Origin of the sequence: Microvirga soli, assembly GCF_016734765.1 — a bacterium.
In the GTDB taxonomy this organism is placed as follows: domain Bacteria; phylum Pseudomonadota; class Alphaproteobacteria; order Rhizobiales; family Beijerinckiaceae; genus Microvirga; species Microvirga soli.
The window spans coordinates 47,052-66,757 of the sequence record NZ_JAERQE010000015.1 but is presented as its reverse complement, the minus strand read 5'-3'; the positions used below and the strand labels follow the sequence as shown (position 1 = coordinate 66,757).

At 65.3% G+C, this 19,706-nt stretch carries 20 protein-coding genes and 1 tRNA gene; 9 read left to right on the top strand and 12 right to left on the bottom strand.

All coding sequences use genetic code 11. From position 1 onward, the window contains the following. Positions 1–86 precede the first annotated feature (86 nt). The gene (locus tag JKL45_RS14635) at positions 87–476 is read left to right on the top strand and encodes a RidA family protein (RefSeq protein ID WP_201862053.1); all 390 of its coding nucleotides are present in this window, start codon (positions 87–89) and stop codon (positions 474–476) included. A gap of 171 nt (positions 477–647) precedes the next feature. Beyond that, on the top strand, positions 648–1,754 hold the full coding sequence (gene leuB, locus JKL45_RS14630; protein WP_201862051.1) for a 3-isopropylmalate dehydrogenase: 1,107 nt from the start codon (positions 648–650) through the stop codon (positions 1,752–1,754). A gap of 42 nt (positions 1,755–1,796) precedes the next feature. Here the strand turns inward: leuB and JKL45_RS14625 are convergent, their stop codons facing one another. Beyond that, positions 1,797–2,114 carry a hypothetical protein gene (locus JKL45_RS14625; RefSeq protein ID WP_201862050.1) on the bottom strand — a complete coding sequence of 106 codons (318 nt, stop codon included), beginning with the start codon at positions 2,112–2,114 and terminating at the stop codon, positions 1,797–1,799. Between the two features lie 147 nt (positions 2,115–2,261). Here JKL45_RS14625 and JKL45_RS14620 point away from each other — a divergent pair, with 147 nt between their 5' ends. Continuing rightward, positions 2,262–3,386, top strand: coding sequence for a sulfite oxidase (locus JKL45_RS14620; RefSeq protein ID WP_201862049.1), 1,125 nt, complete (start codon positions 2,262–2,264; stop codon positions 3,384–3,386). Here the strand turns inward: JKL45_RS14620 and JKL45_RS14615 are convergent. Then, positions 3,364–4,179, bottom strand: coding sequence for a hypothetical protein (locus JKL45_RS14615; protein ID WP_201862048.1), 816 nt, complete (start codon positions 4,177–4,179; stop codon positions 3,364–3,366). The genes JKL45_RS14620 and JKL45_RS14615 overlap by 23 nt on opposite strands. A 95-nt stretch (positions 4,180–4,274) precedes the next feature. Here JKL45_RS14615 and JKL45_RS14610 point away from each other — a divergent pair, with 95 nt between their 5' ends. Together JKL45_RS14610 and JKL45_RS14605 are read left to right on the top strand one after the other, a co-directional pair. After that, positions 4,275–4,757 carry a GNAT family N-acetyltransferase gene (locus tag JKL45_RS14610; RefSeq protein ID WP_201862047.1) on the top strand — a complete coding sequence of 161 codons (483 nt, stop codon included), beginning with the start codon at positions 4,275–4,277 and terminating at the stop codon, positions 4,755–4,757. A 262-nt stretch (positions 4,758–5,019) separates the two neighbouring features. After that, positions 5,020–6,051: an aspartate-semialdehyde dehydrogenase gene (locus JKL45_RS14605; RefSeq protein WP_201862045.1), complete on the top strand. Its 1,032-nt coding sequence runs from the start codon at positions 5,020–5,022 to the stop codon at positions 6,049–6,051. Positions 6,052–6,103: 52 nt separating this feature from the next. On the opposite strand, the gene JKL45_RS14600 is transcribed toward JKL45_RS14605, so the two are convergent. The 4 genes from JKL45_RS14600 to JKL45_RS14585 form a co-directional block, all read right to left on the bottom strand. After that, entirely contained in the window at positions 6,104–7,708 is a 1,605-nt protein-coding gene (locus JKL45_RS14600; protein ID WP_201862041.1) for a glycoside hydrolase family 43 protein, read from the bottom strand. Positions 7,709–7,771: 63 nt separating this feature from the next. Next, positions 7,772–8,443 carry a carbonic anhydrase gene (locus tag JKL45_RS14595; RefSeq protein ID WP_201862039.1) on the bottom strand — a complete coding sequence of 224 codons (672 nt, stop codon included), beginning with the start codon at positions 8,441–8,443 and terminating at the stop codon, positions 7,772–7,774. 15 nt (positions 8,444–8,458) lie between these two features. Beyond that, positions 8,459–9,400 (bottom strand): threonine/serine dehydratase, encoded by a 942-nt coding sequence (locus JKL45_RS14590; RefSeq protein ID WP_201862037.1) that lies wholly within the window; start codon positions 9,398–9,400, stop codon positions 8,459–8,461. Continuing rightward, positions 9,397–10,134: a DUF429 domain-containing protein gene (locus JKL45_RS14585; RefSeq protein ID WP_201862035.1), complete on the bottom strand. Its 738-nt coding sequence runs from the start codon at positions 10,132–10,134 to the stop codon at positions 9,397–9,399. The genes JKL45_RS14590 and JKL45_RS14585 overlap by 4 nt, the downstream gene beginning before the upstream one ends. A 168-nt stretch (positions 10,135–10,302) precedes the next feature. Between JKL45_RS14585 and JKL45_RS14580 the strand changes: the two genes are divergently transcribed. After that, complete coding sequence (locus tag JKL45_RS14580) at positions 10,303–11,196, top strand: HpcH/HpaI aldolase/citrate lyase family protein (protein WP_201862033.1); 894 nt, start codon at positions 10,303–10,305, stop codon at positions 11,194–11,196. 14 nt (positions 11,197–11,210) lie between these two features. On the opposite strand, the gene JKL45_RS14575 is transcribed toward JKL45_RS14580, so the two are convergent. The 5 genes from JKL45_RS14575 to JKL45_RS14555 all read right to left on the bottom strand — a co-directional run bounded on the left by JKL45_RS14575 (position 11,211) and on the right by JKL45_RS14555 (position 14,052). Further along, on the bottom strand, positions 11,211–11,576 hold the full coding sequence (locus JKL45_RS14575; protein WP_201862031.1) for a 5-carboxymethyl-2-hydroxymuconate Delta-isomerase: 366 nt from the start codon (positions 11,574–11,576) through the stop codon (positions 11,211–11,213). A 73-nt stretch (positions 11,577–11,649) separates the two neighbouring features. Continuing rightward, on the bottom strand, positions 11,650–11,865 hold the full coding sequence (locus JKL45_RS14570) for a Trm112 family protein (protein WP_201862029.1): 216 nt from the start codon (positions 11,863–11,865) through the stop codon (positions 11,650–11,652). Positions 11,866–11,876: 11 nt separating this feature from the next. Continuing rightward, positions 11,877–12,548 carry an LON peptidase substrate-binding domain-containing protein gene (locus JKL45_RS14565; RefSeq protein WP_201862028.1) on the bottom strand — a complete coding sequence of 224 codons (672 nt, stop codon included), beginning with the start codon at positions 12,546–12,548 and terminating at the stop codon, positions 11,877–11,879. A 27-nt stretch (positions 12,549–12,575) separates the two neighbouring features. Next, the gene (gene trxA / locus JKL45_RS14560) at positions 12,576–13,472 is read right to left on the bottom strand and encodes a thioredoxin (RefSeq protein WP_201862026.1); all 897 of its coding nucleotides are present in this window, start codon (positions 13,470–13,472) and stop codon (positions 12,576–12,578) included. A 52-nt stretch (positions 13,473–13,524) separates the two neighbouring features. After that, entirely contained in the window at positions 13,525–14,052 is a 528-nt protein-coding gene (locus JKL45_RS14555) for a prolyl-tRNA synthetase associated domain-containing protein (protein ID WP_201862018.1), read from the bottom strand. A 149-nt stretch (positions 14,053–14,201) separates the two neighbouring features. Here JKL45_RS14555 and JKL45_RS14550 point away from each other — a divergent pair. The 3 genes from JKL45_RS14550 to JKL45_RS14540 all read left to right on the top strand — a co-directional run bounded on the left by JKL45_RS14550 (position 14,202) and on the right by JKL45_RS14540 (position 18,742). Next, positions 14,202–14,276 (top strand) — tRNA-Gly (locus JKL45_RS14550). A gap of 144 nt (positions 14,277–14,420) precedes the next feature. Beyond that, complete coding sequence (locus JKL45_RS14545; protein ID WP_201862015.1) at positions 14,421–16,814, top strand: thiamine pyrophosphate-binding protein; 2,394 nt, start codon at positions 14,421–14,423, stop codon at positions 16,812–16,814. A gap of 146 nt (positions 16,815–16,960) precedes the next feature. Then, positions 16,961–18,742 (top strand): ABC transporter ATP-binding protein, encoded by a 1,782-nt coding sequence (locus JKL45_RS14540; protein WP_201862013.1) that lies wholly within the window; start codon positions 16,961–16,963, stop codon positions 18,740–18,742. Positions 18,743–18,757: 15 nt separating this feature from the next. On the opposite strand, the gene JKL45_RS14535 is transcribed toward JKL45_RS14540, so the two are convergent. Further along, positions 18,758–19,480, bottom strand: coding sequence for a fused DSP-PTPase phosphatase/NAD kinase-like protein (locus JKL45_RS14535; RefSeq protein WP_201862012.1), 723 nt, complete (start codon positions 19,478–19,480; stop codon positions 18,758–18,760). Positions 19,481–19,706 lie beyond the last annotated feature (226 nt).

Below are 19,706 nucleotides of genomic sequence, written 5' to 3'. Positions count from 1 at the left end.
CCGGCCTTTCTTTCCGCGTGGACTGCAGAGGATTGCAGGCTACGGAAGCCCATTGCTACGCTTGCCACGACATCAGGAGATCTTTCATGACGCGCCAGCTTCTTTCCTCCGGTTCTCCCATGGAGAAGGCTTACGGGTATTCTCGCGCGGTTGTGCAGGATCCTTGGGTCTTCATGGCCGGCACGACCGGTTATGATTATGACACCATGCAGATCCCGGACGACGTGGCGCAGCAGACGCGCAACTGCTGGCGGACGATCGAGCGTTTCCTCAATGAGGCGGGATCGAGCCTCAAGGATCTTGTCCGCGTGACCTATTATGCGACCGAGACGGACGATGCTGAGGCCATTCTTGCAATCTGTGGGGAGGTCCTTCGCGATATCCGTCCGGCAACATCCTTTCTGGTCGTCAAATCGCTTTTCCTGCCCGAGATGAAAATCGAGATCGAGGTGACGGCTTTGAAAGCCTCCGCCTAACGACCAACGCGATGAATGCTTGCCAAGGCAAGGGTCGCGCGCCTAAACCCTCCCGTCATGGCCGGACTTGTTCCGGCCATCCACGTCTTCTGAAACGCAGAGCCATCAAGACGTGGATCCCCGGCACAAGCCCGGGGACGACGAAGCGAAAATCGAGCAAGGATACCGATCATGGCAACGCACAAGCTTCTCCTTCTCCCCGGTGACGGCATCGGCCCCGAGGTCATGCGCGAGGTCGAGAAGATTGTGAGCTGGTTCCGCAAGCGCGGCCTCGGCTTTGAGACCGAAACCGATCTCGTCGGCGGTTCGGCCTATGACGCCCACGGAGCGTCGATTTCCGAAGACGCCATGAAGCTGGCTCAAGGAGCCGACGCGGTGCTCTTCGGCGCGGTCGGCGGCGCGAAATGGGACAGCGTGCCTTATGCGGTGCGCCCTGAGGCGGGCCTCCTGCGCCTGCGCAAGGATCTCGGCCTCTTCGCGAATCTTCGCCCGGCGATCTGCTACCCGGCACTGGCTGACGCCTCCTCGCTCAAGCGCGAGGTGGTGGAAGGCCTCGACATCATGATCGTGCGCGAGCTCACCGGCGGCGTCTATTTTGGCGAGCCGAAGGAGATCGTCACCCTGGAGGACGGCTCCCAGCGAGCGGTCGACACGCAGATCTATCATACCCATGAAGTCGAGCGCATCGCGCGGGTCGCCTTCGACCTCGCCAAGAAGCGCCGCAACAAAGTCTCGTCGGCGGAAAAATTCAACGTGATGAAGACCGGCGTGTTCTGGCGCCAGGTGGTCACCCGCATCCACAAGGCGGAGTTCTCCGACGTCGAGCTCGAGCATGTGCTGGCCGACAACTGCGCCATGCAGCTCGTGCGCTATCCCAAGCAGTTCGACGTGATCGTCACTGACAATTTGTTCGGCGACATCCTGTCGGATATCGCCGCCATGCTCACAGGCTCGCTCGGCATGCTGCCCTCCGCATCGCTGGGTGCCGAGGATCCGGCCACCGGACAGCGCAAGGCGCTCTACGAGCCGGTCCATGGCTCCGCGCCAGACATCGCCGGCAGGGGCTTGGCCAACCCGATCGCGATGATCGGCTCCTTCGGCATGGCGCTGCGCTATTCCTTCGGCCTTCTCGACGAGGCGGATCGTCTCGACAGGGCCATCGCCAATGTGCTGGCCTCCGGCACCCGCACCAAGGACATCGCCGCCCCCGGCATGAACGCGGTGGGCACGCAGGATGTGGGCGATGCCATCGTCAAGGAGCTCGAAGCTCAATCCTGATAATGAAAAGCCCCGGATCGCTCCGGGGCTTTTTGCCAGGGGTCAGCGAATCGATCCGGTCGAATCGATGTCCGAGAACGGGTTGCGCGCGCCCACGAACGGCCCGCCGATCGGATCGGGCAGGGAGCCTTCGCCGAAGCGGTCGCGCTGGTAACCCCAAGGCGGGTTCGCCACTGAGGAGATCATCGGTGCCGTGACGTAGCGGTTGAGCGAGCCCGGCTCGACTACGGGGCCGGGATCGAGGAAGCTGCGGGGCTGCACGCGAAGAACGAGGGGACGGTCCTGTGCCTGCGCGTCCGCCACCGGGATGGTCGCGAGCGCAGCCAGGGAAGCCAGACCCAGAAGGGCAAAGCGGCGCATGAGTAAACCTCCAGAAGGGGCGCTCCAATCTCTGCAATCGGCGCGCCGGCGTTGTTACGCTTGAATACTGTCAGAACAAGCCGACCATCGTTAAAATGGTTCCGTTCAGTCATGGCGTTCACTGCAAGGTGAGAAGGACAACGTGCGATGCAGCACAAGCGCGAGGGGCGAAAAGGCCTCGAAGGCAAGGACGGCTTGAGTCTTCTGGGCGATATGCCCCTCGTGGCCGAGACGCCCGAGGAGTTTCTCGACGACGAGACGACGCCCGTTGCGCGCTTCTTCGTGCGCAACAACGGCCTGCTGCCGGAGCCCGTGGCAGATGCGGACGGCTGGACCTTTTCCATCGACGGTGAGGTCGAGCGCCCGCTGCACCTGACGCTTGCCGACCTGAAAAGCCGCTTCCCACACAAGACCTTCCGCATGGTGCTCGAATGCGGCGGCAATGGCCGCTCCTTCTTTGAGCCGAAAGCCGAAGGCAATCCCTGGACCCATGGCGGCGTCGGCTGCGCGGAATGGACGGGCGTATCGTTGGGCGACGTGCTGCGCGAGGCAGGCCTGAAGAGCAGCGCTCTCTTCACCGGCCATTTCGGCGCCGATCCCGACAAGACCGGAAGCTTCGAGCATCAGGCCATGTCCCGCGGTGTACCGATTGCCAAGGCCCTGGAAGAGCACACGCTTCTGGTCTGGGCCATGAACGGCGAGACGCTGCCCTTCATTCATGGCGGTCCCCTGCGACTCGTCGTGCCGGGCTGGCCCGGTTCGCTCAGCCAGAAATGGCTCAAGCGCATCTGGGTTCGCGACCGGGAGCATGACGGGCCGGGCATGACGGGCCTGTCCTATCGCCTGCCGGTCCACCCCCTGGCTCCGGGCGAGGACAGCAAGAATGTCGAGACCCGCATCATCGAAACGATGCCGGTGCGCAGCATCGTCACGGCGCCGGCCGATGGTGTCCGCTATCCGGCGGGCACGCGGGCGCTCAGCGTTCGCGGTGCGGCCTGGGCGGGAGACGACGCGGTGGCGCGGGTGGAGGTGACCCTCGATGGTGGCGCGACCTGGGTCGAGGCCGCGATGACGCCGCCGCGCAATCGCTACGACTGGACGCGCTGGCAGATGTCCCTGCCCCTGTCCGGAGACGGCTTCTACGAGATCTTTGCCCGGGCCACGGACTCAAAAGGGCGGGCGCAGCCCTTCCGGGCCGCGAACTGGAATCCGAACGGCTATGGCTGCAACGTCATGCACCGGGTGGCGGTTACGGTCGGGCCGGAGGCTTGACGGCAACGGAAGCCGTGCGGGCAGCCGGTCCGCAGGCTTCAGTCCGGCCGCGCTCGGCGCGGGCAAAAACGGCCTTCATCGACGGGCTGCTGGCGCCGGCCAGACTCATCCCGTCGATGAAGCAGGCCAGCTGCGCGTCGTCGGGCGCGGAGGATCCGCAGAGCCAGCCCTGGAAGCTGAAATCGGCGTCCCCATCGGAAAAGCGGAAGGCCTGACAGGCCTGCTCGCCCTTGGCCGCCAGGGTCAGGGGAGCAGCTTCCAGGGTGCCGAACTTCGTCGTCACCGTCCGGCCTTGGCCCTGATGCGCTACGGCCAGGCCCGCGCGGGCGGCCCGGCGCACGATGTCGATGTAGAAACTGCCCGCACTCTCAGGCTGCCCCTGCACGAGCGACACCTGGGCATAGCGGAAGTCGCCGAAGCGGCCGAGGATCAGCGTATCTTCCCGCGCGCCGTTCGTGTGCTGGCGCGCCTCCATGGCGACGGGCCCTGAGGCCCCCGCAAGGGCATAAAGAGCCGGGGAGGCGGGGGCCGGTTTCCAGGACGGTGCAGGCGCGACCAGGACGGAGGAGGGCACCTCCTTGGCGCGCTCAGTTGGGCGGCGCGCCGGTTCCAGCTGCAGGGCGAGATAGGCAAGGCCCCCGATGCTGCAGAGGGACATCAGGATCACCCGCAGCCAGGACGACCGCCTGCGCTTCAGGCGACGGGCCGGGCGCTCGTCGACCCAGTCGGCGAGATCCTCCTCGTCCCATTCGGCATATCCCGCCCTTGGCATCGCGCCACCACTCGAATCCATGGATCACGTCATCACCATGTTCTACCGTGACACTGGCCAGGGTTCGAAAGGTTTTGCTAAGCAAGGTAAACCAAAGCTTAAAGCGCCGAGCCCCAATGCCCGAGACTGTCGTCCGCCTTGCCACCCTTGAAGACGCGGCCGCTATCGCGGCGCTGATCCGCGCCCTGGATCTGCATTATGGCGGCCCCGAGGTGGCTCAGCCCCTCGAGCCCACGCAGGCCATGGTCGAGCGCTCGATGCGGGAACAGGAGGGCACCCGCTATGCCCTCGCCTATCGGGACGGTCGCCCGGTCGGCCTTGCCTGCTTTGCCGTCCTGCGGCCGGGCTTCAAGCTGTCGGGGCTTCTCTTCATCAAGGAGCTCTTCGTCGAGAGCCAGGCCAGGGGCCAGGCCGTGGGAGTAGTGCTGATGCGCTGGCTGGCGGACCATGCCCGGGCACAGGGGCTGACCCGCATCGACCTCACCACGGATGGCACCAACACGGGCGCTCAGGCGTTCTACGAGCGCCTCGGGGCCGAGCGGATGAACAAGGTCTTCTACCGCTTCAATCTCTCGACCGATGTGCTGACAGGCGATTGAACGCACGGAGCCCAAGGAAACGCTTGACGAAAGCGTGTCTTTGGTGTGTTTCTGGCGCGATCAAAGCCGCAACCAGGCTTTGGATGGACGATGGCAATGGCGCTGCTCACTCAGACGACGAGCAAAACGAAAACCGCCACAACGGCTGTGAAAACAGCCGAATAAGCCTCGTCGTCCCCGGTCCTCTCTCCCACGGGGCGAGAGGCAGCACCCGAGCAGGGTCTTCAAGTTTTCCGGGGAGAGCCGCAACAGGAGAAGTCACATGGGTTTCAAGATCGCCGTCGTCGGTGCAACCGGCAATGTTGGCCGCGAGATGCTGAGCATCCTCGCCGAGCGGGCCTTCCCGGCCGATGAGGTGGTGGCGCTGGCCTCCCGCCGCAGCCAGGGGTCGGAAGTCTCCTACGGCGACAAGATCCTGAAGACGAAGACCCTCGACACCTATGATTTCTCCGATGTCGATATCTGCCTCATGTCCGCCGGTGGCGAGGTCTCCAAGGAGTGGTCGCCCAAGATCGCCGCTCAAGGCGCGGTGGTGATCGACAACTCCTCCGCCTGGCGCTACGACGCCGACGTGCCGCTGGTGGTGCCCGAGGTGAATGCCGAGGCCCTGCGCGAGATCAAGAAGGGCATCGTGGCCAACCCGAACTGCTCCACGGCGCAGCTCGTCGTGGCCCTCAAGCCGCTCCATGACCGCGCTACGATTAAGCGCGTCGTGGTCGCCACCTACCAGTCGGTCTCCGGCGCCGGCAAGGACGGCATGGACGAGCTCGACCGCCAGACCAAGGCGCTCTACTCGCTTCAGGACGTGCAGGAGAAGAAGTTCCCCAAGCGCATCGCCTTCAACCTGATCCCGCAGATCGACGTGTTCATGGAGGACGGGTACACGAAGGAAGAGTGGAAGATGGTGGCCGAGACCAAGAAGATGCTCGACCCGAAGATCAGGCTCACCGCGACTTGCGTGCGCGTGCCGGTCTTCATCGGCCATTCGGAAGCCGTGAATGTGGAGTTCGAGAACCCGATCAGTGCCGACGAGGCCCGCGACATCCTGCGCTCCTCGCCCGGCATCATGGTGATCGATAAGCGCGAGCCCGGCGGCTACATCACCCCGCACGAGGCGGCCGGCGAGGACGCCACCTACATCTCCCGCATCCGCGAGGACATCACGGTGGAGAACGGCCTGTCGTTCTGGTGCGTCTCCGACAACCTGCGCAAGGGCGCGGCGCTGAACGCCGTGCAGATCGCCGAAGCCATGGCCAATCGCGGCCTGCTGAAGGCGAAGAAGCAGGCGGCGTAATCAGCACCGCTCATCGAGATAAAAAAGGCCGCCTCGAGGCGGCCTTTTTGCATCAAGCACCCGACGAATCTTCGCGGTAACTGAAGAAATCGAAATCCGCCGGGAACGCCCGGCCCGTCATGTCATGGGCAGCCATGCCGACGAAGGCTCCGGTGAACGAGCCGTGGGCGCCGGGACCTGCCTCGTCCGACAGGATGCTGGCGTCGAGAACCGGGCCGACCGGCATCCATGTTTTGCCGTCCGTGGACCAGCGGAACTGAAGCTCAGCCAGACGCACGTCGACGCCAAGATGAACCGGACCGTCCGGCAGGGTCAGGTCGCTCTCCAGTGCATAGCTCATCAGCGCGTCGGGGTGATCGCCCAGGCACGAGATGACCTGCAGTACGCGCTGTCCGTCGTCACCGGCGGAGACAGCGAGATAATGGAAACGGGCGCGGTCGTAATAGCAGATCAGGCCGGCCAGCTGCTGATAGGTCTCAGGTTGGACATCCACCGATGTTTCGGCTGAGTAGATCCAGGCCGTCTGGCGGCGGGCCACCAGGGCCTGTTCGAACCAGCTGCCGATCGACTCGCGCCCGTAGAGGCGCAGACAGCCCGGGCGCGCCGAGAGCGAGAAGATCCGCTCCGGCTCGGGCGTCCGCAGCCACTGGAACGGGGAGGGCAGCTCGGCCTCATCGAAATCGTGACGCTCGGGCTCGGGCGGGAAGGGATGCGGTAGAAGATTGGGACCTTCTACCTCAAGGGCTGGTACCTGCCCACCATGAGCCAGGTGGAGCCATCCATCCTCGCCCCAGACCACCCGCTGGATGGCCGTTTCGCGGCCAAGCGGCGAGCGCCGCGTTCCTGGCAGGGGGCGGCTGCACAGATGGGTGTGGAACACCTCGCCCGTGGACGTCTCCACGTAGAAGCCGTGGCCTGCCCGCTGGAGCGGCGCGTCGGGCGCGTCCTTGCTGGTGATGAGATGGATGTTGGGATGAAGCTCGTAGGGGCCATCAATGGTTCTTGAACGCGCCATCGTGACCGCATGGTTGTAGGCGGTGCCGCCCTCGGCCACGGTCAGGTAGTACCAGCCGTTGCGCTTCCACAGGTGCGGCCCTTCGACGAGGCCGAGCGGGCTGCCCTTGAAGATGTTCTTGATGGGGCCGACGAGGCGCTGCTCTGTCGTTGAGTATTCCTGCAGCAGGATGCCGTCGAACGAAGAGCGGCGGCGACGGTGATCCCAGACCATGTTGACGAACCACTTGCGGCCGTCATCGTCGTGAAAGAGCGACGGGTCGAAGCCCGAGGAATTCATGTAAACGGGATCGGACCAGGGGCCCTCGATGGACGGCGCGGTCACGAGGTAGTTATGCGTGTCCTTGAAGTTGCCGAGGCGGCGCTTCACGTCGGTATAGATCAGCCAGAACAGGCCGTCCGCATAGGTGAGCGCCGGCGCCCAGACGCCGCAGCTGTCGGGGTTGCCCCGCATGTCGAGCTGGGACTTGCGGTTAAGCGGACGGCTCACCAGCCGCCAGTTCACGAGATCGCGCGAGTGGTGGATCTGCACGCCCGGATACCACTCGAACGTCGAGGTCGCGATGTAGTAATCGTCGCCGACCCGGCAGAAAGCCGGATCCGGATTGAAGCCCGGCAGGATGGGATTGCGGATGGTGGCCATGAGCGTTTCCGGTGAACCGACGGGACGGCGAAGGATCGTGGAGGCGGCCGAGGAATCCTATCCCTACACCTCGCGGGCGGCAAACATCGACACGCGCTCGGGCATGTCGTCCACGGCCTGCTTGAACTCGCCCGTCTCAGGATCGCGCACCAGCAGCACGCCGTTTGCGACCCCGAAATAGGCGCCGTGGAGCTGCAGCTTCCCGCGCTCGACCAGGATGCGCACGCAGGGGAACGTCATCAGGTTCTTGAGGCTGTTCTCGATGGCGGCGAGTTCGAGACGCGGCAGGTATTCCTCCAGGTTGCCGTCATGAGGCCCAAGCCGTTCGCCGGCCGGCTTGATCAGGGTCATCCAGCGGCCGATGAAATCGCCCGGCGAGAGAGGGGCGGTGTCATCCGCAAAGGCCCGCACGCCACCGCAGCGGGCGTGTCCCAGCACCACGATGTGCTTCACCCGCAGGGCCTGCACGGCGAATTCGAGGGCCGCGGACGTGCCGTGAAACTCGCCGCCGGTTTCATAGGGTGGAACAAGATTGGCCACGTTGCGCACCACGAACAATTCGCCCGGGCTGGCATCGAAGATGACTTCCGGCGACACACGGCTGTCGCAACAGCCGATCACCATCACCTCCGGCGACTGGCCCTTCTCGGCGAGCGTCTCGAAGCGGTTCTTCTCGCGCGGGAAGCGGTCATCGAGAAACGCGCGGTATCCTTCGGTCAGGCGGGTCGGGAACATGGGTCGTCCTTGCGATTACGGATGCACGAGTTCGGCGAGCTTCTGGAGTTCCACATTGGCCCCGCACAGGAGCACGCCAATTCTTTCACCTGAGCGTGGCATATAGGCGCCGGAGATCAGCGCGGCCAGAGCCGCCGCGCCACCGGGCTCGGACGCGATGCGATAGTCGCGCCAGAGCATCCGTTGGGCATCGCGGATCGCCTGATCCGTGACGAGCGCCACATGATCGACGCTCTCGCGGCAGACCTCGTAGACCAAATCGCCGGTGTTCTTGGCGCCGAGCGAATCGGCCGCCACCGAATCGACCTCCACGTCGACCGGCCGTCCGGCCTCAAGCGCCGCATGGAGCGCCCGCGAGCCCTCCGGCTCCACGCCCACCACCTTCACGCGGCCGGACCACCAGCTCGCCACGCCGCTGATGAGGCCGCCGCCGCCGACCGCCACGAGAACGGTGTCGAGGGCAGGAGCATCCTGCTCCCATTCCAGCGCCGCCGTGCCCTGGCCGATCATGGTGCTCTCGGCCGCGAAGGGGTGGATGCGCAGGGCGCCGGATTCGGCCACGTATCGGTCACAGGCTTCCTGCGCATCCGCATAGCGCGCGCCGCCGATCACCACCTCGGCCCCGTGCGAGCGGATGACCGCGATCTTCGCAGGGCTCGAGATCTCCGGCACGAAGATGCGGGCCTTCACGCCAAGCTGGCTCGCCGCGTAGGCCACGGCCGCTCCGTGATTGCCGCCGGAGGCCGCCGCGACGCCGGCGGACGGCACCTCCTGCGACAGGAGGGCGTTGAAGGCGCCGCGCGTCTTGAACGAGCCCGCATGCTGCAGGAACTCCAGCTTCAGGCTTACCGGCCCGTCATGGCCGAAGGCGCCCGTCTGGTTCAGGACCGGTGTGCGGCGCACATGCGGGGCGATGCGGGCATGGGCGGCTTCGATTTCGGCGCGGGTGATGGTCATGAGCGCAGCGTCCAGATGGCGACCGGCAGGCCGTGGGCATCGCGGCCGGGCGGGTCGGGAAAGGGTTGTCCTCCACCTCTCGCGATATCCAGCGCCACGGTCAACCCCGCGAGCGCATCGAGCAGGTCGTCCTGGGCTGCGCCGCGCGGGGGAGTCGCGTGGATCAGGCCTTCGGGCAGGAGGCCGGATCGGGTCAGGAGGGTTCGCCGCAGGGCCATGCCTGGCCCGTAGGGCGTGCCCTTGACCTTCTTCGGCTGGTCGAGAGCTTTGCGGTCGTTGAGAGCCCAGAAGGCAAGCTCCGGATGCACTTCGTACACGCGCGGTAGCAGGTCAGGCCGCGCCCGCAGCAGCGCGTCGATCTCGCGGATCTTGGGAAAGATCCCAAAGCCCTGGCGCGAGACTTTTCGCGGAGGCTCGGACGTGGCAGCCGCGAGCGCGCAGGCTTCCCCATAATCCTCAGCCTCCACGGCACGGCGCGAGGGGATGGCGAAGACTGAGGATTGCCTTTGCCCAAGCAGCGGACGGATCAGCTGCTCCGGCAGCCGCCCCGGACCATCCGTGCGCTCGGGCAGGCCGATGGGCATGTCGACGGCGATGACGGCGGGTTGCTCCAGGGCATCGGCGATGGCGTCGAGCGTCGGCACCGTCACGATGCGGTGGGCCTGCGGATCGTCCACCCGCATGAGCACCGCAATCCACCCGGCCCTGCAGCCGTCGACGCCTGCAACCCACATTCTTTCTGCTCTACTTGTCATCCCCGGCGGCCGTAGGCCGGGAAGGGGATCCATTCACACACGCGGCGCTATGGATTCCCTTCCCCTCCGCTGCGCTCCGGCCGGGAATGACACTGTTCTTCAAGCAGGACCACGATTAAAACCGATCCTCATCGTGAGGAAGACGCCATGACCACCATCCGCCCGCGCCGTTCCGCGCTTTACATGCCGGGCTCCAATGCCAGGGCCATCGAGAAGGCGAAGGCGTTGGCCGCCGACGTAGTGATCTTCGACCTCGAGGACGCGGTGGCGCCGGACGTGAAGGCGGAGGCGCGCGAGCGGGTCTGCGCGGCGGTGCAGGCCGGCGGCTACGGCAAGCGGGAACTGGTAATCCGCGTCAACGCCGTTGAGACGCCCTGGGGCGAGGCCGACCTCGCGGCCGCCATTGCGGCAGCGCCCGACGCGATCCTGGTGCCGAAGGTGTCGTCTGCGGAGACGCTTGCGGCCGTGGGGTTGCGCCTGCGCCGGTTGGGCGCTGCTGAGCGCACCCGCGTCTGGGCGATGATGGAGACGCCGCTCGCGATCCTGAATGCGGAATCGATTGCAAGCGCGGCCCACGATGTCGACACGCGGCTCGATTGCCTCGTCATGGGCACGAACGATCTCGCCAAGGACACCCGCGCGCGCCTGCTGCCGGGACGTGCCGCGATGCTCCCCTGGCTCATGGCGGCGCTCGCCGCCGCACGGGCGCACGGCATCGACATTCTCGACGGAGTTTACAACAGCCTGTCCGACGCGCAGGGCTTTCGCGCCGAGTGCGAACAGGGCCGCGATTGCGGCTTCGACGGCAAGACCCTGATCCACCCGGGTCAGATCGCAACGGCGAACGAGATCTTCGCGCCGTCGCTGGAGGAGGTGGACAGCGCCCGCGCCATCGTGGCGGCCTTCGATCAGCCGGAGAATGCCGGCAAGGGGGCGATCAGCCTCAACGGCCGCATGGTCGAGCGGCTGCATGCCGACATGGCGGCGCGCGTTCTGGCATTGGCGGAGGTGATAGCGGCGCGCTCAGGGCACCCTCTTTGAGCCCGGAGCCTGCTCTACGATGCGTCCAGGACAGCCTTGGAATAGGTATCCCGCTCGATCTCCAGGATCTCGACGCAAATCTGAACATGGAGCCCTGGACGTTCGGGCAGGAGGCCGCTCAATTCCTGCAACAGCATCGTGGATAAGGTCTGCCTGACCTCTGGAGGTCTGTGGTTCATGACAGCCAGCTTCGCATGAACGAAGCATCGGTTTTCGGGCGACGTTCCGATCACGAAGCAATCGATGGGAATTGCGCGGCTTTTGATGTCGACTTCGTCGAAGTGCCCCGTGTCGAAGATGACCTTGTTCATGTGAAGCAAGGCCTTTTGGGCATCGAACCCGGATAGGTTTCTTGTAAATTCCAGCGTCAAATGAGGCATTGCGCGATCCGGCTAGGATTGATTGCTCTCGCAGCCTTAGCGCCGCCTTGTTTGATGAACAAGGCAGGAAGCCTCAATCCCCCAGCGGCCGCGCCTCTTCCGGCAGCATGATCGGGATGCCGTCGCGGATCGGGTAGGCGAGCTTGGCGCGGCGGCTGATCAGCTCCTGCCGGGACGCGTCGTATTCGAGCGTTTCCTTGGTGAGCGGGCAGACGAGCAACTCCAGGAGCTTGGGATCGATCCGTGTTGCCTCCACGGCCTGGGGCGTCTCGGGTGTGTCGGGAACCATCGTTGGAATTCCTATTGCATGGTCGAATCGGAGCCGACGCCGCTGCGGGCGAGTTCGATCTCGGTGAGCGCGATAAGAACCTCCGCCCGCGACTTGAGATTGGGCGCTTCCAGGAGCGCCTGCTTCTCGCGTACGCCGAACGGGCTCATCATGCACAAGGCATTCACGAGGGCCTCGTTGGGCGCCTCCTCGATGCCGCGCCAGTCCACCTTCACGTGCACCGCGTCGACGAAGTCGCGCAGGGCCTTCACCACGCCGGCCCGGTCGACCTCGGTCTCGCCGGCGCGGGCCGTGAAGTCGGACGCGAAGGGCTCGAAACTCACGCGGCAGCGGCGGAAGAGATCGATGGGCGGCAGCTCCTCCTCGATGCGGAAGCGCCCGACGCCGATGAGCGTGATCAGATAGCGCCCGTCGCCGGTCTCGGCGAACTGGGTAATGCGGCCGGCGCAGCCGACCCGGTAGAGCTTCGGCGCCGTCGCGTTGGGATCGTTGTCCGCATCGGGTTGCACCATGCCGATGATGCGGTCGGTCTTGAGCGCCTCATCGATCATCGCGAGGTAGCGCGGCTCGAAAATGTTGAGCGGCATCTGCCCACGCGGGAAAAGAAGCGCGCCGGGAAGGGGAAAGACCGGTATGACCGACGGGCAATCCTCCGGCCCTCGGTACGCCGCGTTCATTCCCATTCCGATCTCCTCAACCGTTAAGACGCGTCAGGAGAACAGGAGCGAGGAGAGCCTCCGCCGCCCTGCCAGCGTCATCTCGTCCATCGGGCCCCAGGCCTCGAAGAACTGAACGAGCTGCTTGCGCGCGCCGTCTTCGTTCCAATTGCGGTCGCGCCGGACGATTTCAAGGAGGTGATCGACAGCTTCTCCGCGCCGTCCGCGGCCGTTCAACCCGATGGCGAGATCGAACCGCGCCTGATGGTCGCTCGGATCCGTCTCGACCTGACGCTGGAGATCCGCGAGATCGCCGAGCGAACCTGCCTGCTCGGCGAGTTCGATGGCCGCGCGGGCGCCGGCGATGGCCGGGTCACCCGCCTTCGCCTGCGGCGCCATGGCGAGGAAGCGCTTGGCGCCCTCAAGATCGCCCACCTCCACATGGAGCTTCACGAGGGCGGCGAGCGCCGCGACGTTCTCGGGATCCTGCGAGAGGACGGCAGCGTAGAGTTCGGCCGCTCCGCCCATGTCGCCGGCAGCTGCCAGCTGGTCGGCCTCGGCCAGGATCTCCTCAACGGCGCTGGGGCCGAGCGGGCCCACAAGGCGCTCGATGAAGCTCTTGATCTGGCTTTCCGGCAGGGCGCCCATGAAGCCGTCCACCGGCTGACCGCGCTGGAAGGCGAACACGGCGGGAATCGACTGCACACCGAGCTGGCCGGCGATCTGCGGATGCTCGTCGATGTTCATCTTGACGAGCTTCACCTTGCCGCCGGCGGCGCGCACGGCCTTTTCCAGGATCGGCGTCAGCTGCTTGCAGGGGCCGCACCAGGGCGCCCAGAAATCTACGAGCACCGGCTGCTGCATGGACTCGGCCAGCACGTCCTGGCGGAATGCCGCCGTGGTGGTGTCCTTCACCAGATCGTCGGAAGGGGCGGGGTTGTCGGAGAGCATGCGATCCTCGAATCGAGAGAAGAACTTCCCTTAGATGGCCTTAAATGGGAGCTTAAGCGTTGTCTGACAATTCCGCCGGCGGCTCCGGCAGACGCAGGATCAGTGGATCGTGCCCCGTGGCACGCAGGAACGCGACCAGATCCTCCCGCGACACGCCGGTGGTCATAGAATTGACGAGCGGATGAAAGTTCAGCCGTTCGTGCTCCATGAGGTTGGCATCGAGCACCATGGTGACCTTGCCGTCCGTGTCGTTCACCACGGCAAAGGCCGTGACGGAACCGGGCTCCACTCCCAAAAGCGCGCGCAGCTGCTCGGCGGAGCCGAAGGACAGGCGGCCGGAGGCCCCGAGAACCTCGTGCATGCGCTTGAGGTCGATGGCGGTGTCATGCTTGGCGGAGATCAGGAAGAAGCGGCCCTTCTTGTCCTTCACGAACAGGTTCTTGGAATGGGCGCCTGGAATGCGTTCCTTAACGGAGGCCGACTCGGCCACCGTGAAGACGGGCTCGTGCTCCACAGTCTCGGTCGGGATGCCGAGCGAGGACAGGCGTTCCAGGAGTTCCTGCGGGGAGAGATGGGCCAAGCTTGCAACCTCCGTGTCGGTTCGCCTTCTAGCGACCGGATGAAGCAGGCTCAAGGCTTCCGTCGAAAAGATCGCCCGAACCCTCTTGCAATGCGAGCCGTTTTGAGGCACATCACGGGCCTCGCAACGATGCCTCGGCATCGCGGAGCGCGGGTGTAGCTCAGGGGTAGAGCACAACCTTGCCAAGGTTGGGGTCGAGGGTTCGAATCCCTTCGCCCGCTCCAATTTCTCTCAGATACGAGAGATCTACGAAGGCCCGCCACTCGGCGGGCTTTTCGTTTTTTACGTCCTGCCAGCTGCTCCCGAGCCTTAGGCCTCGCGTCCGAAAAGCTTCCGGCCTATATCTCGGAAAAACCGGGAGGGACGACATGGCTGACGCACGGCACCTGAGCATCTTGAAGGAACTCGAGCGCAAGGTGCTCTGGCTGTCCACCTGGACGATCCATAATGCCAATCACCTGCGTCCCAACGAGGACGGGATGAAGATCGGCGGGCACCAGGCGTCCTCGGCCTCCCTCTCCACCATCCTGGCGGCGCTCTATTTCTCGGTGCTGCGCCCTGAGGACCGGGTGGCGGTGAAGCCCCATGCCAGCCCGATCTATCATGCCATCCAATATCTCTTCGGCCGCCAGACCCGTGAGAAGCTGGAGAATTTCCGCGGCTACAAGGGCGCGCAGTCCTATCCCTCCCGCACCAAGGACATCGACGACGTCGATTTCTCCACCGGCTCGGTGGGACTGGGCGTCGCCCAGACGCTGTTTGCCAGCCTCGTGCAGGACTACGTGAAGGCCCATGGCTGGATGAAGGACAAGCCGGAAGGCCGCATGATCTCACTCGTGGGCGATGCGGAGATGGACGAGGGCAACATCTTCGAGGCCTTGCTGGAAGGCTGGAAGCACGGCATCCGCAACACATGGTGGATCATCGACTACAACCGCCAGAGCCTGGATGCGGTGATTCGCGAGGGCCTGTGGCAGCGCTTCGAGGCGCTGTTCCGCAATTTCGGCTGGGACGTGGTGGTGCTCAAGCACGGCTCGCTCATGCAGGCGGCCTTTCAGGAGCCCGGCGGCGAGCGCTTACGCGACTGGATCGATTCCTGCCCGAACCAGCTCTACTCGGCTCTGACGTATCAAGGCGGTGCTGCGTGGCGCAAGCGCCTGCTCGACGATCTCGGCGACCAGGGGCCGGTCACCCGCCTCATCGAGAAGCGCTCGGACGAGGAACTCGCCGAACTCATGGCCAATCTCGGCGGCCACGACCTGCCGAGCCTGCTCGACGCCTTCGAGAAGGCGCGCCAGCACGACCGCCCGGTCTGCTTCCTGGCCTACACGATCAAGGGCTTCGGGCTGCCGCTCGCCGGCCACAAGGACAACCATTCCGGCATGCTGACGCCAACCCAGATGGGGGCCTGGCAGAAGACCCAAGGGGTGCGCCCGGGTCATGAATGGGACAAGTTCGAGGGCATGAAGGCTCCGCAGGCCGAGATCGAGCGCTTCCTCGCCGAGGTGCCGTTCATCCAGAAGGGCACCCGCCGCTACGCCGCGCCGGCCGTGCCGGTGCCGGAAAAGCTCGCCTTCCCGGCCAATCCGGCCATGTCGACTCAGCAGGGCTTCGGCTTCATCCTCAACGAGCTGGCGCGCTCGGACGATGCGCTCGCCGCGCGAATCGTCACCACGGCGCCGGACGTGACGGTCTCGACCAATCTCGGCGCCTGGGTGAACCGGCGCGGGCTCTATGCCCGCGAGAGCCTCGTCGACACCTTCAAGAAAGAGCGGATTCCCTCGACCTATAACTGGGAATTCTCGCCCTCCGGCCAGCATATCGAGCTCGGTATCGCCGAAATGAACCTGTTCATCGTGCTCTCGGCTTTGGGCCTGTCGCACTCGCTCTTCGGCGAGCGGATCCTGCCCATCGGTACCCTCTACGATCCGTTCATCTATCGCGGCGCCGATGCGCTCAACTATGCCTGCTACCAAGATGCCCGCTTCATGATCGTCGCGACGCCGTCCGGTGTGACGCTGGCGCCTGAGGGCGGGGCGCATCAGTCCATCGGCACGCCGCTGGTCGGTATGGCGCAGGACGGTCTCGCCTCCTTCGAGCCGGCCTTCGTGGACGAACTCGCGGTCATCATGCGCTGGGCCTTCGACTACATGCAGCGCGAGGGCGGCGAGCCCAATGAGAAAACCTGGCTGCGCGACGAGACCGGCGGCTCGGTCTACCTGCGCCTGTCCACCCGCACCCTGGAGCAGCCGCAGCGCGACATGACGCCCGATCTGGCCGACGAGATCATGGCGGGCGCCTACTGGCTCAGAAAGCCCGGGCCGAACGCTCAAGTTGTCGTTGCCTATACGGGCGCGGTGGCCCCAGAGGCGATCGAAGCGGTGGGCCTCATGGCCGAGGACCGGCGCGACGTCGGGCTCTTGGCCATCACCTCGGCCGACCGGCTCAACGCCGGCTGGACGGCAGCGCAGCGCGCCCGCGAGCGCGGTTTGGTCCATGCACGATCCCATGTGGAGCGCCTGCTCGCCGACGTGCCGCCCCATTGCGGGCTGGTGACGGTAATCGATGGCCATCCGGCGACGCTCGCCTGGATGGGCTCGGTCATGGGCCACCGCACCCGCTCGCTCGGCGTGGAGCATTTCGGCCAGACCGGCACGGTCAAGGATCTCTACCGCCATTTCGGCATCGACGCCCAGGGCATCATCGCGGCCGCCGAGATGATCGCCCCAGGCCGCCCGATCCGGCACCTGAAGGCGGTCTGACGGGCATTCGGAGTCACTGTGACAAGGCCGGCGCTGCTCTGCGAGCGGCAAAGCAGCGCTGGACCCCTGTTGGCGTTCCGAAAGATTTGCGGCCTGATGGTTCACATGCTAACCGCAGGCCTTCAATCGGGAATTTCAAAGAATCCATGGCGTCCAAGAGCATCCTTCGGGGGGATACCCTTCCCTTGATCAGCCGTCTGTGGCGGGACTGGATGCGTCCGCACCGCAAGACCCTGGCCGTGGTGGTCGTGCTGGTCGCCCTGGTGTCGGGCGCGACGGGGCTCTATCCGGTCCTGATCAAGGCCGCTTTCGATGCCTTCGACATCAAGGATGCGCGGGCCATCATGCTGGCCCCGCTCTTCGTGATCGTCGTGACCTCCGTGAAGGGCTTCTCGCTGCTCGCGCTCACCGTGCTCACCAACAAGGTGGTGACCCGAATCGAGGCCGACATGCAGACGGCCCTCTACGGTCACATGATCGAGGCCGATCTCTCCCAGATCGACCGCGAGAGCCCGGCGGCCCTCACTCAGCGCTTCACGACGGACTTCTCCTTCATCCGGGAGGCGCTGACCCGCCTCTCCACGGTGTTCCTGCGCGAGTCGACGACCCTCATGGCGCTGATCGCCGCCATGCTCTGGATCGACCCGGTGCTGACCATCGTGGCGGCCGTGATCGCGCCCTTCTTCGCCTACCCGGTGAACAAGATCGGCCGGAAGCTGCGCCGGGTTGCCGCCTCCACCCAGGAGCAGACCGGCGTGATGGCAAGCCTCATCACCGAGAGCCTTGCCGGCACGCGCATCGCCAAGACCTATGGGCTCGAACGCTACCTGAAGGCCAAGGCCGCCAAGACGTTCGACGACGTCCGCGACCTCAAGATGAAGGCGGCCAATGCCCGCGGGCGCATGGATCCGGTGCTCGAGACGGGCGGCGGCCTCGCCGTGGCCATCGTCCTGATGCTGATCGGCCAGCGCATTCTCGCCGGTGACAGCACCGTGGGCGATTTCACCGGCTTCGTCAGCGCCCTCGTCATGGCAGCGCACCCGGTCCGGGCGCTCGGAAACCTCAACGCCATCGTCCAGGAGGCAGCCGCCGCCCTGCACCGCACCTTCGACGTGATGGATCAGGCACCCAAGATCCAGGACCGGCCGGGTGCCGATCCCTTGCGGCTGAATGGCGGCGAGATCCGGTTTGTGGATGCGTCCTTCTCCTATGATGGAGAGGCGGCGGCCCTGGACCATGTCGATCTCGTGGCCGAGGCCGGGCAGACCACGGCCCTGGTCGGCCGCTCCGGCTCAGGCAAGTCGACGCTCCTGTCCCTCGTGCCGCGCCTCTATGATGCGACCCGGGGCGCCGTCGTGATCGACGGACAGGACGTGCGCGACGTCTCCCTGGCGACCCTGAGGCAGGCTGTTGCGGTGGTGAGCCAGGACGTGATCCTCTTCGACGACACGATCCGGGCCAACATCGCCTTCGGGCGGTCCGGCGCCTCGGACGAGGAGATCGTGAACGCCGCCAAGGCGGCAGCAGCCCACGACTTCATCGTCAGAATGCCCGAGGGCTACGACACGGTGGTCGGGCCGGGCGGCGGCCGCATGTCGGGCGGCGAACGCCAGCGCATTTCGCTCGCCAGAGCCTTCCTGAAGGACGCGCCGATCCTGCTCCTCGACGAGGCGACCAGCGCCCTCGATTCCGAATCGGAGCGTCTGGTGCAGGATGCCATCCGCAAGCTCATGAAGGGCCGCACCACCCTGGTGATCGCCCATCGCCTGTCGACGGTCCGCAATGCGGAAAAGATCGTCGTGATGGAAAAGGGGCGGGTTGCGGAAACAGGCTCGCACGAGGCTCTCATCGCCAAGGCGGGGGCCTATGCCCGCCTGCACCGCCTGCAGCTCTCCGACGACAGCGAGCCCAGCCTAGCGGTCTCCTGACACGGGGCCTGCGGCCTATTCGCGCCGCATGATCCTGTCGACGAGAAGATGGGACCAGAAGCCGTATCGGAAATTCCGCTCCAGATCGTCCGCGTCGTACCGGGTTTCGATCCAGGTGAGGAACGGAATGCCCTCAGCTTCGCCCTCGCGGCGGTAGAGATCGAAGAACTCGTCCAGGATGCCGGTCTTCGAGAACCGGAAGTGCCCATAGCGCATGGATAGCTGCTGCTGGGCCTCGTCAATGGACTTGCCCTCGTAAACGATGAGGTAGAGGGCCGCCACGAAGCCGGCCCGGTCCGCCCCGGATTTGCAGTGCAGAACCGCCGGGTACTCGATGGTGTCGAAGAATTTCTTGGCGGAGAGCAGGGTCTCCCGGTCCGGCGCCCCGCGGGAGCGCACCACGAATTCTTCCAGGTGGATGCCGAGCCGGTCGCAGGCCTCCTTCTGGAGCTGCCACGAGCCGTGCTCCCGGCCGCCCCGCAGGTTGATGATGGTCTTGATGCCCTCGGCCTTGAGGGCTGCGATCTGGTGCGGTGCCGGCTGGGCCGAGCGCCAGAGCCGGTCGGTGACCGGGTGCTTGTTCAGGTAGAAGAGGCGGAACACGCCGTGATCGGCGATGAGCATGTGGGCCCAGGCGGACATACGTCCCCACAGCCCCTCGACGGGTCTGTCCCATCGGGCGATCCGGGCCATGCGGCGGGCATAGCGGACTTCAGGCTTGAGGAACCTGTTGAGCACGTCGATCCAGCAATCTCTTTTGATGTAAGATCATTCGGTTGAAGCCCGAAGGCGGCCCTTATCGACGATGGGGGCCGAATAATCAATCGGCTGATGCCTATGCCGGTGCCGCGGGGAAAGTTCCCGCTCTCCCGGCAAGGACGATTCGACCCGATACAACCAATCGGTTGCCGGTCCGGCGCCTGTCGTGTAAGGGGTGCGCTTCGAAACAACCCTCCTCGACGAA

Excerpts from the sequence above, each read along its gene's own strand:
- JKL45_RS14635 (WP_201862053.1), top strand. The coding sequence starts at position 87 with ATGACGCGCCAGCTTCTTTCCTCCGGTTCTCCCATGGAGAAGGCTTAC.
- leuB (WP_201862051.1), top strand. The coding sequence starts at position 648 with ATGGCAACGCACAAGCTTCTCCTTCTCCCCGGTGACGGCATCGGCCCC.
- JKL45_RS14625 (WP_201862050.1), bottom strand. The coding sequence starts at position 2,114 with ATGCGCCGCTTTGCCCTTCTGGGTCTGGCTTCCCTGGCTGCGCTCGCG.
- JKL45_RS14620 (WP_201862049.1), top strand. The coding sequence starts at position 2,262 with ATGCAGCACAAGCGCGAGGGGCGAAAAGGCCTCGAAGGCAAGGACGGC.
- JKL45_RS14615 (WP_201862048.1), bottom strand. The coding sequence starts at position 4,179 with ATGGATTCGAGTGGTGGCGCGATGCCAAGGGCGGGATATGCCGAATGG.
- JKL45_RS14610 (WP_201862047.1), top strand. The coding sequence starts at position 4,275 with ATGCCCGAGACTGTCGTCCGCCTTGCCACCCTTGAAGACGCGGCCGCT.
- JKL45_RS14605 (WP_201862045.1), top strand. The coding sequence starts at position 5,020 with ATGGGTTTCAAGATCGCCGTCGTCGGTGCAACCGGCAATGTTGGCCGC.
- JKL45_RS14600 (WP_201862041.1), bottom strand. The coding sequence starts at position 7,708 with ATGGCCACCATCCGCAATCCCATCCTGCCGGGCTTCAATCCGGATCCG.
- JKL45_RS14595 (WP_201862039.1), bottom strand. The coding sequence starts at position 8,443 with ATGTTCCCGACCCGCCTGACCGAAGGATACCGCGCGTTTCTCGATGAC.
- JKL45_RS14590 (WP_201862037.1), bottom strand. The coding sequence starts at position 9,400 with ATGACCATCACCCGCGCCGAAATCGAAGCCGCCCATGCCCGCATCGCC.
- JKL45_RS14585 (WP_201862035.1), bottom strand. The coding sequence starts at position 10,134 with ATGTGGGTTGCAGGCGTCGACGGCTGCAGGGCCGGGTGGATTGCGGTG.
- JKL45_RS14580 (WP_201862033.1), top strand. The coding sequence starts at position 10,303 with ATGACCACCATCCGCCCGCGCCGTTCCGCGCTTTACATGCCGGGCTCC.
- JKL45_RS14575 (WP_201862031.1), bottom strand. The coding sequence starts at position 11,576 with ATGCCTCATTTGACGCTGGAATTTACAAGAAACCTATCCGGGTTCGAT.
- JKL45_RS14570 (WP_201862029.1), bottom strand. The coding sequence starts at position 11,865 with ATGGTTCCCGACACACCCGAGACGCCCCAGGCCGTGGAGGCAACACGG.
- JKL45_RS14565 (WP_201862028.1), bottom strand. The coding sequence starts at position 12,548 with ATGGGAATGAACGCGGCGTACCGAGGGCCGGAGGATTGCCCGTCGGTC.
- trxA (WP_201862026.1), bottom strand. The coding sequence starts at position 13,472 with ATGCTCTCCGACAACCCCGCCCCTTCCGACGATCTGGTGAAGGACACC.
- JKL45_RS14545 (WP_201862015.1), top strand. The coding sequence starts at position 14,421 with ATGGCTGACGCACGGCACCTGAGCATCTTGAAGGAACTCGAGCGCAAG.
- JKL45_RS14540 (WP_201862013.1), top strand. The coding sequence starts at position 16,961 with ATGGCGTCCAAGAGCATCCTTCGGGGGGATACCCTTCCCTTGATCAGC.